This window comes from Dysgonomonas sp. Marseille-Q5470 (assembly GCF_951230145.1).
Lineage (GTDB): Bacteria > Bacteroidota > Bacteroidia > Bacteroidales > Dysgonomonadaceae > Dysgonomonas.
Map to the genome: position 1 here is coordinate 445,838 of NZ_CATNVE010000002.1, position 13,543 is coordinate 459,380.

Genomic DNA, 13,543 nt, shown 5'->3' on the forward strand with positions numbered 1-13,543 from the left:
ATACAATTTTAAGTATTACAAAGGTAGGTTACCATGCTTACGCTTAGGACGTAACTCAATTTTGCGTTCAAGGGCTTTAAGGCTCGAAGCAATTTTCTGTTTGGTTACAGCAGGGTCTATCACTTCATCTATATATCCTTTTTCGTCTGCTATATACGGATTTGTAACCTCTTCTCGATATTTGTCGGTAAGTTCTTTTTTCAGTAGAGCCGGATCTTCCGCTTCGTTCAATTCCTTACGGAAGAGAATGGCAATAGCCCCGTCGGGTCCCATCACTGCAATTTCGGCAGTAGGCCATGCAAAACTAAAGTCGCCTCCGATCCCTTTGCTGTTCATCACGATATATGCCCCACCATATGCTTTTCGAAGGATAATTGTTATTTTAGGTACATTGGCAAATGTATAAGCATACAAAAGCTTTGCTCCGTGACGGATAATGCCTTCATGTTCCTGATCGGTTCCCGGAAGGAATCCCGGAACATCCACCAGCGTTACTATTGGTATATTGAAAGCATCGCAAATATTGATGAAACGTGCTCCTTTTACCGAAGAGTGTGTATCAAGTGTCCCTGCCATTACTTTGGGCTGATTGGCTACTATTCCCACAACACGGCCATCGATACGGGCAAAAGCTGTGAATATATTCGCCGCATGGTTTTCCGATATTTCCAAAAAGTCTCCATTGTCTACGATCAATCTCACTACTTCTTTTACATCGTAAGGCTTGTCAGGATCTTCGGGTACGATATTTCGGAGTTGCTCATCATCCCGTGTTGCCGTTTCTGCCGGTTCGGTGAGCGGAGGATTCTCCATATTATTTGATGGGAGGTAGGATAGTAGTTTCTTAACACCTAATATTGTATTTTCGTCGTCGCTATATACAAAGTCCGCTACTCCCGATTTTGAAGCATGTACAGATGCTCCACCCAAATCTTCGGTGGATACTGTTTCGTTGAGTACTTCTTTCACCACGTTAGGGCCGGTAACAAACATATAGCTTGTGTCGGCAGTCATGAATATAAAATCGGTGAGGGCAGGGGAGTATACTGCGCCTCCGGCAGCAGGTCCCATTATTACTGATATTTGAGGTATAACGCCAGAGGAAAGCACATTTCTTTTGAATATACTTGCATATCCATCCAAGCTGCTGATACCTTCCTGTATACGCGCGCCTCCCGAGTCGATAAGTCCCACCATTGGCGAACCAGTTTTGAGAGCCATGTCCTGTATTTTGGCTATTTTAGCGGCATGGGTTGCTCCAAGAGAGCCTCCAAGTACATTAAAGTCTTGGGAATATGCATACACCAAACGTCCGTTAACTTTTCCGAATCCTGTAATCACTCCGTCTCCAAAAGCTTTTACTGTTTTTCCGAATGAGGATGTAGCAGGAGGGGCGTAAGCATCTGTTTCTTCAAATGTATCTTCGTCGAATAGAAGAAGAATGCGTTCGCGTGCAGTTAGTTTGCCTCGCTGATGCTGTTTTTGGTAATATGTGTCGTCATATTGTTTCTTCAAGAGCTCTTGACGAGCAATGAACTGTTCGTATGATTTCTTCATTTTTATGTATTTATTAAGATACTTTTGGTTGGAATAATAAACTCTTAATTCTGTAGAAAATAATGGTATTGTTCATTATTTATTTTGTTTCCTTCGTATTTCATGTTAGTTCAAAACAGTAAATATAATAGAAATATTTTATTTGAATGTTCAACTGCATAAAAATTATCAATTACAGAACCTCTCTTGAGCTGTGGAGGATTGAGTATCTATTGGATACAATGTGAATAGAGTTGTTCTTTATATGTATCTTATTATTAGTTTCTTATATTCTTTTTGAATAATATCTATCAAATTCGAACTCTATTTAAAATATGGTTTGCTTTCATAGATTTTTAAATGTTTTTTCCTTGACTATTCCTTTCTATAAGTGTTTGATGTTTAAACTACTTTGCTCTAAATTATTTAAGTTGTTGTCCGTTCCTTCTATAATTCTGGCTGATATACATAGGTGAAGTTGTACAGAATTTCTTTACTTTTGCAGTGACATTTTATTATTAATTAACTAAACAAAATGAATCAAAAACAAGTAAACAAACAGCAGGCTTATCGCTTTAAAAGATTTTTGCGGAAAGCCTACAGTGCATTCAACAGTATGCACAGGCTTGTTAACATTGGAGTTGTGACAGGGTGTGCACTTACATGTCTTCATGTATCGCTCGCTTCTGCACAAACTACAAGTAACGAGCAACAACAAAAAGTGATGGAGAAAGAGCTCGATGAAGTGATGGTGACGGCATCGCGGGTAGAGATGCCGATCAACCAAACTGCGAAGCTGGTAACAGTAATCACTAAAGAGCAAATAGAGCAGGCGCCCGTCCGGAGTATTCAAGACTTGTTAGTTTACGCCGCTAACATAGATGTGATTCAACGAGGCGGACATGGTGTACAAGCCGATATCTCGATCAGAGGTGGCACATTCGATCAAAACGCAGTACTTCTCAACGGAGTAAATCTCTCCAATCCCCACACAGGACACTACAGTTTCGACATTCCAATCAATCTCTCAGACATCGAACGTATCGAAATCATTCACGGCCCATCAGCCCTAATATATGGAGCCAGTGCATTTTCGGGGGGAATCAATATTATTACAAAGAAAAGTGCAGATTATAAAGCTTATGCCAGTGTAGAGTCGGGCATGCACAAACTGCGAGGCATGGAAGTCCGTGGTGTGGCAAAAGCCGGCATAACAACAAGTAGTTTGTCGGTAGGCTATAACTCTTCTGCGGGTTATATAGCCAATAGCGACTATGATCTGTATAATGTGTTGTGGCAAACACGTTTCAGACTTAACGAATCTAAAATTGATTTACAATTGGGTTATAACGATAAAAAATATGGAGCTAATACTTTCTATTCTGCAAAGTATCCCAATCAGTATGAGCGTACAAGCACATATATGGGGTCTCTGAAAGGAGAGTTTGGTTCTAAATTCAAAATAATTCCCATTGTATATTGGGACAGGCATCACGATCAGTTTGATCTGATCAAGGATACGGACAAGGGGCGCAACTATCACCGGAATGACACCTATGGAGCGAATCTTATCTTTAGCTATGAATCCCGATTGGGGATTACCAGCTTGGGCGGTGAGTTGCGAAAAGAAGATATAATGAGTTCGGTATTAGGCAAACCGATGGTAGAACCTCACCGGAAATATAAAATGTATGATGACCGTACCAATACGAGTGTGGCATTCGAGCATACTTTAAGTATCGAAAAAGTTGTGCTTTCTGCAGGTGTTTTGATGAATCATAACACATTGTTGAGTGGTAAATATAGATTTTACCCCTCGGTGAGCGCTACATATCGCCCTGTAGAAGACTTTAATATATCGTCATCGTGGAGTAAATCGACACGGATGCCTACTTTTACAGATCTTTATTATACAACAGAAACCCACAACGGAAACAGCGGATTGAAACCTGAGAAGTCAGAGTCTCTCGATCTTAACTTCAAATACAATAAATCGTTTTTCTCTGCATATCTGACAGGCTTTCTTCTCTGGGGACGAGATATGATAGACTGGGTGAAGGTGAATGCAACTGACACAAAATGGGCATCGTGGAATCTTACGAAAGTAGATACAAAAGGTGTTGAAATGGGAGTGAAGTTCGGATTGGCAGATGTGTTCCCTGTATTAGGAGAGCAGTCTTCCGTATCTCTTGACTATGCACGTATGCATCAGACCAGCGATGCGCAAAATATGATATCATTGTATAGTTTGAATTACTTGCGCGATAAGTTTACGGCACAGTTTCATCATCAAATTTATAAAGGGCTTTCCGCAGGTTGGTATTTCCGTTTTCAAAAACGGATGGGATTTTATGAAAAGTATGAAAATCTGGTGAAGGTTGGTAATGAGCATTATCCGGCATTCTCTACACTCGACCTAAAGTTTAACTACAAGTATAATGATCTACAGTTGAATTTGAGTATGAATAATTTGTACAATACTCATTATTTTGACAGAGGTAATATTCCTCAACCGGGTTTTTGGTTGATGGGTGGTATTAGTTATACTTTTAGATAGAATTAAATAGGATTGTCTGTTGTCATAAACACAGTGTTTTGTTATATTGAACAGAGTGAAACATCTCTTATGGCAACAGACAGTTCGTTTTACATACCTCAATAATATGAAAACAATTGTTCTTATTTTATTCCTATTGCTTCCATTTCATATTTCAGCCGATAACTTCAAGCTGCAAGCAGGAGACCTTATTTTTCAAGAGTCTTGTTCGGGAGATATGGGTAAAGCAATAAAGGAAGTGACATCGAGCATCGATCAATATCATTTTACTCATGTGGGTATGGTCTATATAGATGAAAATGACAGCATCTATGTAATCGAAGCCACTCATCCCAGAGTTGCTGTTACTCCGTTGCATGAGTATCTCTATCCCGAAAATAATAAAGGCTGCTATCCAGTATCTGTTGTGGGGAGGTTAAAGACAGAATATCAATATTGTATACCCCGGGCAATACAAGAAGGATTTACGCTGGTAGGGAAAGAATATGACGATGGCTTTGTGATGAATAACGATAAATATTATTGTTCCGAATTTATTTATGAGATATTATTAAGAGCAAATAACGGGACTGCGATTTTTCCTCTTAATATTATGACATTCAAATCTCCCGGTTCGGATGTAATAACAGAGGGTTGGAAAGAGTATTTCAATAAACTGAATCTTCCTGTACCTGAAGGAGAGCTTGGTATAAATCCCGGAGCAATGTCACAATCGGATGTAATAGATATTGTTCATTATTATTAAAAAATAGGCTGCTTTACAAAGCAGCCTATTTTCATCTATTTTAGTTTGATATTTATCTCAACTGTGCACCTAACTCGCTTTCTAAAGATTTTTGTATCTTTTGCATGATGCCATCAATCTGTTTGTCGTTTAGTGTTTTTTCATCGTCCTGAATAACGAAGTTTACTGCATAAGACTTTTTGCCTTCGGGTAAATTTTTGCCCTCGTATACGTCAAACAAAGAAACGTTCTTCAACAACTTACGTTCGGCTTTGTATGCTATCTTCTCTATCTGATCGAAAAGGATATTCTTATCTAATAACAGGGCAAGGTCACGTTTTACAGCTGGGAATTTTGATATCTCCGTGTATGTAATGCTGTGTTTCTTGATCTCTTTCATCAGGCTGTCCCAATTCAGTTCGGCATAGAACACTTCTGCATTGATGTCTTGCGATTTCAGCAGTTTCTTGTTAACTATACCCAGTACGCCAAGCGATTTACCTTTCCCCTTGGCTTGTATGTCTAAAGCTGCTGTAAATATTTCGTTCGATGTCTGTACGTATTCATACCTGTTGGTTGCAATACCCAAACGGGCTAATATATTTTCAACATAGGCTTTTAGTTGATATACAGATGTCTTTTCATCGCCTGATGCCCAGCTATTGCTTATGTTATTTCCACTAAGCCACATGCCAAGATGAAACTCTTCGTTATATTCTTTTAAAGTTTCACCCTCCACTTTTTTAGAAGCATCATAGAAATAGCAGTTCCCGAACTCATAGAATTTAATGTCAGGATTCTGATGATTACGGTTGTATGCAATGCTCTCCAAACCTCCGTAAATCAACGTTTGACGCATCACATTAAGGTCGTTGCTGAGCGGATTGATAACCCGTACGCTGTTAGCTACAGGGTATAATTGTGAATCTGAATAATAAGCTTCTTTTGTTAGCGAGTTATTCATTATTTCTTTAAAGCCGCTACCTGTCAATTGCTCGGAGATCAGGTTTTGTAAGTCATAACTTTTATCCGTAGGTGTTTCGTACGAAAGGTTTGACTTCAGGCTGTCGCCTATTTCTATGTTGTTATATCCGTAGACACGTAATATATCTTCGATCACATCTACATCACGCAATACATCTACTCTATAGGTAGGGACAGACAGGCTAAGCGTGTCTTCTGTTTCTTTCTCTATTGTAATCTCTAAACTTTCGAGGATAGATTTTACAGTTTCTTTTTCGATAACTTTTCCTATCAGGCTATTTACTTTATCGTATGAAAGCTCTACTGTAGGATTTGCTACAGGATTAGGATATATATCTTGTATCGGTCCTACTATCTTACCACCCGCAAGTTCCTGTATCAACAACGCAGCACGTTTCAATACATAAATCGTATCGTTCGGATCACAGCCACGTTCGAAGTGGAATGAAGCATCGGTATTTAGTCCATGACGACGTGCCGATTTGCGTATCCATGTAGGGTTGAAGTATGCACATTCGAGGAAAACATCGGTAGTATTTTCTGTAACTCCCGAATCTAATCCGCCAAATACTCCACCGATACACATGCCTTCTTTGTCGTTGCATATCATCAGGTCTCTCTCGCTAAGTGTACGTTCTACTTCATCTAGTGTGACGAACTTAGTTCCTTCCGGTAAGGTTTTTACAATTACTGTTCCTCCCGAGATATGAGCTACATCGAATGCGTGTAATGGATGTCCCAGTTCTTGCAATACATAGTTGGTAACATCTACTACATTATTGATTGGGCGCAAGCCTACAGAAGTAAGCCTGTTCTTAAGCCACTCAGGACTTTCGGCAACTTTTACGTCTTTTATTGTTACGCCTGCATAACGTGGGCAGGCTTCCGTATTTTCTACTTTTACAGGTACACCGCCGTTTGGTTCATCCAGTTGAAAGCTTTCAACTGATGGACTTTTCAGTGACCCTTTTAGTTTGTTTTGTTTCAGATATGCAGCCAGATCACGGGCAACTCCAAAGTGTGAAGCACCGTCTATACGGTTTGGCGTAATATCCACTTCGAGAATATATTCGCTCTGTATGTTGTAATATTCTTTTGCCGGAGTACCTACCTTAGCATCGGCAGGCAATACGATGATTCCCACATGGCTTGTGCCTATTCCTATCTCGTCTTCGGCGCATATCATACCAAGCGACTCCACACCTCTGATTTTAGATCTCTTTATCGTAAAAGACTCATCGCCCGAATATAGTTTTGTTCCTACCAAGGCAACCACCACTTTTTGTCCTGCGGCAACATTTGCCGCTCCGCAAACTATTTGCAGTGGCTCACTTTGCCCAACGTTTACCGTTGTAATGTGCAGGTGGTCTGAGTCTGGATGATCTACACAAGTGAGTACTTCACCTATCACTAAGCCTTCGAGACCTCCTTTTACTGTTTCTACTTCTTCTACACCGCCGGTTTCGAGACCGAGAGATGTCAGGGCATCGGCAGTTTCCTGAGGGGATAAATCGAAGTCAAGATAATCTTTTAACCAGTTGTACGAGATGTTCATATATTAATGTTTTTATTTTTTCGAAAAAGTCCGTCAAAAATACAAAATTTATTTCATTCGGTTGTTAATATAATCTATCGAATCATTTATTTGAGAAGTGGGTTATATCCTGTTTCACGCATTTATTCCTTTATGCGTGATACCAAACAAAGTAATTAAGATTGAATGGATTTTCAAACTTTCTTAATAAATATCAAATAAATGTATTTTGCATTTGTAATATCTTTACCTTCGCTTGACGAATATTAATAAAATATATGGAAATCGCAATCATAGTTCTTTTGATATTATTGAATGGTGTTTTTTCAATGTCCGAAATTGCTGTTATCTCAGCACGTAAATCAAGTCTCAAAACGGAAGCAAAACGAGGCAGTAAATCTGCTCAGACTGCAATAAAATTGTCCGAAAATCCCGATCGTTTTTTATCTACTGTTCAGGTGGGAATTACACTCATCGGTATCCTCACGGGGCTCTATTCGGGTGATGTTTTGGCGGGCGATGTATCGGCATTATTTATCAATCTGGGGCTTTCTACAAACTATGCATATCCGCTTGCTCGGTTTGGGATTGTTATAATAGTTACTTATTTCACAATTGTTCTTGGTGAATTGGTGCCAAAACGTATTGGGATGAGTTCAGCAGAGAAAGTCGCTAAAGCTATAGCTCGCCCGATGCATTATTTGTCTGTCATTGTATCTCCTTTTGTATGGCTGTTATCCAAAAGCTCGGCATTAATATTTCGCATGCTGGGTATTTCTCTGTCCGAGTCTAAAGTTACAGAAGAAGAAATTAAGTCAATGGTAATTGAAGGAGCAGAAGACGGTGAAGTGCAGGATGTGGAAAAAGAAATCGTAGAGCGTGTCTTTAATCTGGGCGATAGGGATTTGGAATCTATTATGACCAATCGGGGAGATATCGTATGGATAGATACGGATATGACAAATGACGAGATCGTGACGCTTATACATAAATACCCCTTTGATAAATATCCTGTAGGAACCAAAGATTTGGATCATGTGCTGGGAGTCGTTTATCTGAAAGATATGTTTGGTAAGATAGAATCTCCAGACTTTGATGTAAAAACTGTTGTACGCCCCGTTCAGTTCTTTTCTGAAAGTATGGAAGTGTACAGTGCACTGGCTGACATGAAGGCTAATCATATATCGTATGCTCTTGTTTGCGACGAATTTGGTGCGGTGAGGGGAATTGTTACACTAAAAGATATTCTGGAAGCATTGGTCGGTACTTTGTTAGATCCGCAGGAAGAGCCGGCGATCGTACAGCGTCAGGATGGAAGTTGCCTCATAGATGGGCAATGCTCATTCTACGATTTTCTTGTTTATTTCAGAATGGGAGATATGTATAACAAATACGACTACAATACAGTAAGTGGCCTGATACTGGATAAGCTGGGGCATATACCGAAGACCGGAGAGATTCTGAAATGGAAAGGTTTTATAATCGAAATTGTAGATATGGATGGTGTTCGTATAGATAAAATACTAGTTAAAAAAAATTAATATATATAATGCTTATACATACGCTATTTAAGTAAAGTAGGAAAGTAATCGAAAATAAACCATAATTTTGTCTTCGCTTAGGCAAAAGTATTATATGGTACTTGTAATTAATTAAGGTTGTTAACGGAGAACAGATATGAAAAAATTAAAGAATGTACTTTTTTACATTATATCGATAGGGTCATTCTCTCTCATATTACTAATTATACTTCAACTTGGTAAAAATAATCTGGAGGTAGGACGTACCATCTCAGAGCAAACAACAGGAGAAACCGCATGGGGCGAATTTGGTAAAAGCTTACTGCATAATATAAGTGTTCCTTTCGCCCTCTTAATGTTGCAGATAATTGTAATAATGCTGGTGGTGAAAATTTTTGGCTGGATCTGTAAAAAGATTGGTCAAACCTCGGTCATTGGCGAAATAGCGGCAGGGATCGTATTAGGTCCATCTTTATTAGGCTTATATTTTCCTGAGATTTCCCAATTTCTGTTTCCTGTATCTTCGCTTGTGAATATCAACCTACTGAGTCAGGTAGGGCTTATACTCTTTATGTTTATTGTGGGTATGGAGTTGAATCTGAATGTGTTGAAGAACAGGGCTCACAGTGCCGTAATCATAAGTCATGCTAGTATAGTTTTCCCATTCACATTGGGCGCATTACTGGCATATTTTATATATGAAGACTTTACCCATGCGCATTCCGGGTTTGTTTCGTTTGCACTCTTCATGGGAATTGCGATGAGTATAACAGCTTTTCCCGTTTTGGCACGTATTGTACACGAGAAGGGAATTAATAAGTCGCCGGTAGGGCCAATGGTTATTACCTGTGCAGCCATAGACGATATCACAGCTTGGTGTTTGCTTGCCGCAGTGATAGCGATAGCCAAAGCCGGAACTTTCACCAGTTCTCTATATGTGATCTTAATGGCTGTGGTATATGTACTTATTATGTTTAAGGTTGTTCGCCCCATCTTAAAAAATATTGCAGATAACCACCATTCGAAAGGGATGTCTAAAACCATAATGGGTGGCTTTATATTGATATTGTTCTTATCGGCATATACTACCGAGGCTATCGGTATTCACGCCTTGTTTGGGGCTTTCCTTACAGGCGTTATAATGCCATCGAATATCCGTTTGCGTAATCTTCTGACCGAAAGGATAGAATATGTAACACTGATAATCCTGTTGCCTCTATTCTTTGTTTTCACAGGGTTGAGAACCGAAATTGGTTTATTAAATACCGGACATCTGTGGCTAGTGTGTTTTATTGTGATTGCGGTTGCCGTAACCGGTAAATTTTTGGGTAGCGCCTTGGCCGCTCGCTTTGTGGGACAAAACTGGAAAGATAGTTTGGTGATAGGCGCATTGATGAATACCAGAGGTTTGATGGAGCTCGTTGTCTTAAACATCGGTCTCGACTTAGGAATATTAACGCCCGAACTATTTGCCATGATGGTGATTATGGCATTAGTTACCACGTTTATGACATCGCCTAGTTTAAATATTTTGGATAAGATATTTAAACGAAATGAAAATTATTCTGAAATATCGGCACAGAAGAAATTTAAAGTATTGGTGCCTTTTTCAAGCCCTCAGACAGGGCGTAAGCTGTTGCTTTTGGCAAGCTGTTTGATAAAGAGAAAACAGTCACAGTCTGATCTGACATTGTTGCACTTGACTGAAGGAAGCCCGATGCATCAATACAATATAGATGAGGAAGAAGATCGTATTTTTGAGCCCGTGAAGGAGGAGGCTCACTCTTTGCAACAGGATGTAAACACAATGTTTGAGGTTACAAACAACTTTCAGAACAGCATTATAAAAATAGCCAACAAAGGAGAATACGACTTCCTTTTGATTGGGAATAAAGGATATACATATTCCGACAGGTTTCTAGGGCGTTTCTCCAATGCTCTGAGTTATGTTCCCGATTATATTTTTTCTATAGTACAGAACAAGATCAGAAAAAAAGGAACGTTCAACGCACCTTTCGATGAACGTACCCGCTCTATTATTTCAAAGACCAATATGCCGGTTGGCATATTTATTGATAGAGGATTAATAACTATCCGTAATATTTTTGTTCCTATATTGGATGAGGATGATATTTTTATGGGTGACTTTATGGAAAGGCTGGCCGAAAACTCATACGTGAGAATAACATTATGGGATCGTGTAGGATTGGCCGAGAACTCGATAGAATTTGTAAAGTCTGTAAAGGCGATAAAAGCTGTAAACCCATACCTATTTCAGCTGTGGAACAACAATATACCCGTAGATAGTGATATATTGATGAAACAAGATTTGATCTTGATTAGTCTCAATAGTTGGAAAGAACTGGATGTGAAAAAACCTAACTTGCTTCGTGATGCTCCTTCTACATTGATAATGACTAATTGAGCATAACCCATACATAGTATTAAAGAATGAACAGTCGCGATATAATAGCTCTTAAAAAAGAAATACTTCAAAACCTGTCAAAAAGACAGTTGAAAGATGTGTTTGAGTCACTGACAAAGTTGGTCGTAAACCTTCAGGATTGGAAAGTGTCTGAAACATTGAGCGAATTGGAGACAAACTACAAATATATGCTTCATTACCTATTTGAAGGTGTTGAAGATACCGAACGGGATAATGTGTATCGTAACCTCCTAAGGTCTCTATATGAGCTGACAGACGATGTTGCCGATGAACTGTTAAATATAGAGTCGACCAATATATTTTATGAAAAGTATCGGATAAACAGATTAAAGACGAATACGCTGCCTGATTATTTGAAGCAGTTGAAGGATATTTCCGATTCTATGTCTATTGTCGATTTACTTGAGGCGGGAGAAGAAAAGAACCAGCGAAAACTTGATTTGGCGGTAAGGCGTGAACGTATAGCTTCCGATTTATTCTCCAAAGTATATGTCTCTCCCCGAGCCGAAGAAAGCGACTATAATGATTATATCTCTTTTCTCGAAAACGAGGTGATGCCTGTAAGAGAAAAGAGCCTGCTTTTGTCCGCTCTGTCTCTAAGCTTGTTTCATCGTTTCGACTATAGAAAAGTGCAGGTGTTGATGTACACATCTTTTTCCGACAATATGCAACTGCGGGTCAGGGCTATTGTAGGTCTTGTGATTCTCATGCAAATGTACGATGTGCGTTGGTCATTGTATCCTGAGCTGCAAAGCCAATTGGATATTATGTCCGAAAATCAGGAATTCCGCAGGGCTGTTCGCCGTGTTGTGATTCAGCTGATTCGTTCGCGCGAGACCGAGCAGATCAGTAAGAAGATCAGGGAGGAGATTCTGCCTGAGATGATGAAATTTAATAATTTGGCGGGTCGCAAACTGAATATGGAAGAGCTGATGGGCGGTGATACAGATTTCTCGGAAAAAAATCCTGAATGGCAAAAGGAACTTGAAGAGTCGGGGCTTGGTAAAAAGCTGCAAGAATATTCTAATTTGCAAATGGAGGGTGCCGATGTGTTTCATTCCACTTTTTCGGGATTAAAGCACTTTTCTTTCTTTTCCGAAATAAGCAATTGGTTCATGCCTTTCGATCCTTCATACTCTGAACTTATGAGCCTGTTTCCCGAAGATAGCGGAAGTAATTTGTTGAAGACCGCCGTTCTCGATTCGGGGCATATGTGCAACTCCGATAAGTATTCTTTCTGTTTGAGCCTGTTACAGATATCTCCTGCGCAACGGGATATGATGATGGGGCGGATGGGTGCCGAATCGGAAGAGATAAAGCAGCTGCAAAAAGAGGCACAAGCAATGAATCCGACTATCGATGATGAGGTTACTTCAAATCAATATATTCAAGACTTGTATCGTTTCTTTAAATTACATCCATATCGCAACAACTTCTTTGATGTCTTCAAGCTGAGTTTGAATTTCTATGACAAGAAATCCATAGCTCCATTGATATCCGATGAAGAAAGTATGAGGAAGATTGCTCAATATTGCTTCGACAAAAACAATTTCAGTGAGGCTTTGGATGTTTTCAATCGCCTGATTGATATTGATAGTCAGAATGATGATATTTGGCAAAAAATAGGGTATTGCAAGCAAATGCTCAACAACCAGGATGGTGCTTTGGCTGCTTACTTGCAGGCAGATGTGCTGAGACCCGATAATTCGTGGATCATAAGACGTATAGCACAGATATACCGAACATTGAAGAAGCCGGATATGTCATTATACTACTATCAGAAGGCAGCAAAACTGAATCCTGATAATGTAAACACCGAACTGAATATAGGACATTGCTATCTGGAGATGAACGATTATGAGCAGGCCTTGAATACGTATTTTAAGGTAGAACTATTAGACTCCAAGGGCACAAAAGCGCAGCGTCCTATTGCGTGGACTGCATTCCTGTTGAGGAAATACGAGTTAGCTCAAAAATATTACAATCAAATTTTAGAAAGAAAACCTACGATACATGATTTCTTAAATGCCGGGCATGTAGACCTTTGTGCCGGTAATATGAAAGAAGCTATCGAGCATTATAAGCAAGCTGTATACAAAGAGAATGACTTCGAGTTGTTTGCAATGTTGTTCGAAGCAGATAGAGAAAGCCTTATGAATCATGGCGTAGAGGCAAAAATATTTCCATTCTTATTTGATCAGATCAAATACGGAGTCGGATAAATAGAAGGTGTTTTTGAATA

The 13,543-nt window shown here is 39.4% G+C and carries 7 protein-coding genes; 5 read left to right on the forward strand and 2 right to left on the reverse strand.

The genetic code is table 11. The features are described from left to right. Nucleotides 1-15: 15 nt before the first annotated feature. Entirely contained in the window at nt 16-1,557 is a 1,542-nt protein-coding gene (locus QOX35_RS05205) for an acyl-CoA carboxylase subunit beta (protein WP_135105028.1), read from the reverse strand. Nucleotides 1,558-2,071: 514 nt separating this feature from the next. Between QOX35_RS05205 and QOX35_RS05210 the strand changes: the two genes are divergently transcribed. Then, nucleotides 2,072-4,093: a TonB-dependent receptor plug domain-containing protein gene (locus QOX35_RS05210; RefSeq protein ID WP_283686054.1), complete on the forward strand. Its 2,022-nt coding sequence runs from the start codon at nt 2,072-2,074 to the stop codon at nt 4,091-4,093. Between the two features lie 106 nt (nt 4,094-4,199). Then, on the forward strand, nt 4,200-4,838 hold the full coding sequence (locus QOX35_RS05215; RefSeq protein ID WP_283686055.1) for a YiiX/YebB-like N1pC/P60 family cysteine hydrolase: 639 nt from the start codon (nt 4,200-4,202) through the stop codon (nt 4,836-4,838). A 52-nt stretch (nt 4,839-4,890) separates the two neighbouring features. Here the strand turns inward: QOX35_RS05215 and pheT are convergent, their stop codons facing one another. Then, nucleotides 4,891-7,356 (reverse strand): phenylalanine--tRNA ligase subunit beta, encoded by a 2,466-nt coding sequence (pheT, locus tag QOX35_RS05220; protein WP_283686056.1) that lies wholly within the window; start codon nt 7,354-7,356, stop codon nt 4,891-4,893. Nucleotides 7,357-7,613: 257 nt separating this feature from the next. On the opposite strand from pheT, the gene QOX35_RS05225 reads away from it, so the two are divergent. The 3 genes from QOX35_RS05225 to QOX35_RS05235 all read left to right on the forward strand — a co-directional run bounded on the left by QOX35_RS05225 (nt 7,614) and on the right by QOX35_RS05235 (nt 13,523). Further along, nucleotides 7,614-8,876, forward strand: a complete 1,263-nt coding sequence (locus tag QOX35_RS05225; protein ID WP_283686057.1) for a hemolysin family protein — start codon at nt 7,614-7,616, stop codon at nt 8,874-8,876. A gap of 136 nt (nt 8,877-9,012) precedes the next feature. Continuing rightward, on the forward strand, nt 9,013-11,280 hold the full coding sequence (locus tag QOX35_RS05230) for a cation:proton antiporter domain-containing protein (protein WP_283686058.1): 2,268 nt from the start codon (nt 9,013-9,015) through the stop codon (nt 11,278-11,280). 26 nt (nt 11,281-11,306) lie between these two features. Further along, a complete protein-coding gene (locus tag QOX35_RS05235; protein WP_283686059.1) occupies nt 11,307-13,523 on the forward strand; it encodes a tetratricopeptide repeat protein in 2,217 nt (738 codons plus the stop codon). Nucleotides 13,524-13,543 lie beyond the last annotated feature (20 nt).

Coding starts and splice junctions, on each gene's coding strand:
- QOX35_RS05205 (WP_135105028.1), bottom strand. CDS start 1,557: ATGAAGAAATCATACGAACAGTTCATTGCTCGTCAAGAGCTCTTGAAG.
- QOX35_RS05210 (WP_283686054.1), top strand. CDS start 2,072: ATGAATCAAAAACAAGTAAACAAACAGCAGGCTTATCGCTTTAAAAGA.
- QOX35_RS05230 (WP_283686058.1), top strand. CDS start 9,013: ATGAAAAAATTAAAGAATGTACTTTTTTACATTATATCGATAGGGTCA.
- pheT (WP_283686056.1), bottom strand. CDS start 7,356: ATGAACATCTCGTACAACTGGTTAAAAGATTATCTTGACTTCGATTTA.
- QOX35_RS05235 (WP_283686059.1), top strand. CDS start 11,307: ATGAACAGTCGCGATATAATAGCTCTTAAAAAAGAAATACTTCAAAAC.
- QOX35_RS05225 (WP_283686057.1), top strand. CDS start 7,614: ATGGAAATCGCAATCATAGTTCTTTTGATATTATTGAATGGTGTTTTT.
- QOX35_RS05215 (WP_283686055.1), top strand. CDS start 4,200: ATGAAAACAATTGTTCTTATTTTATTCCTATTGCTTCCATTTCATATT.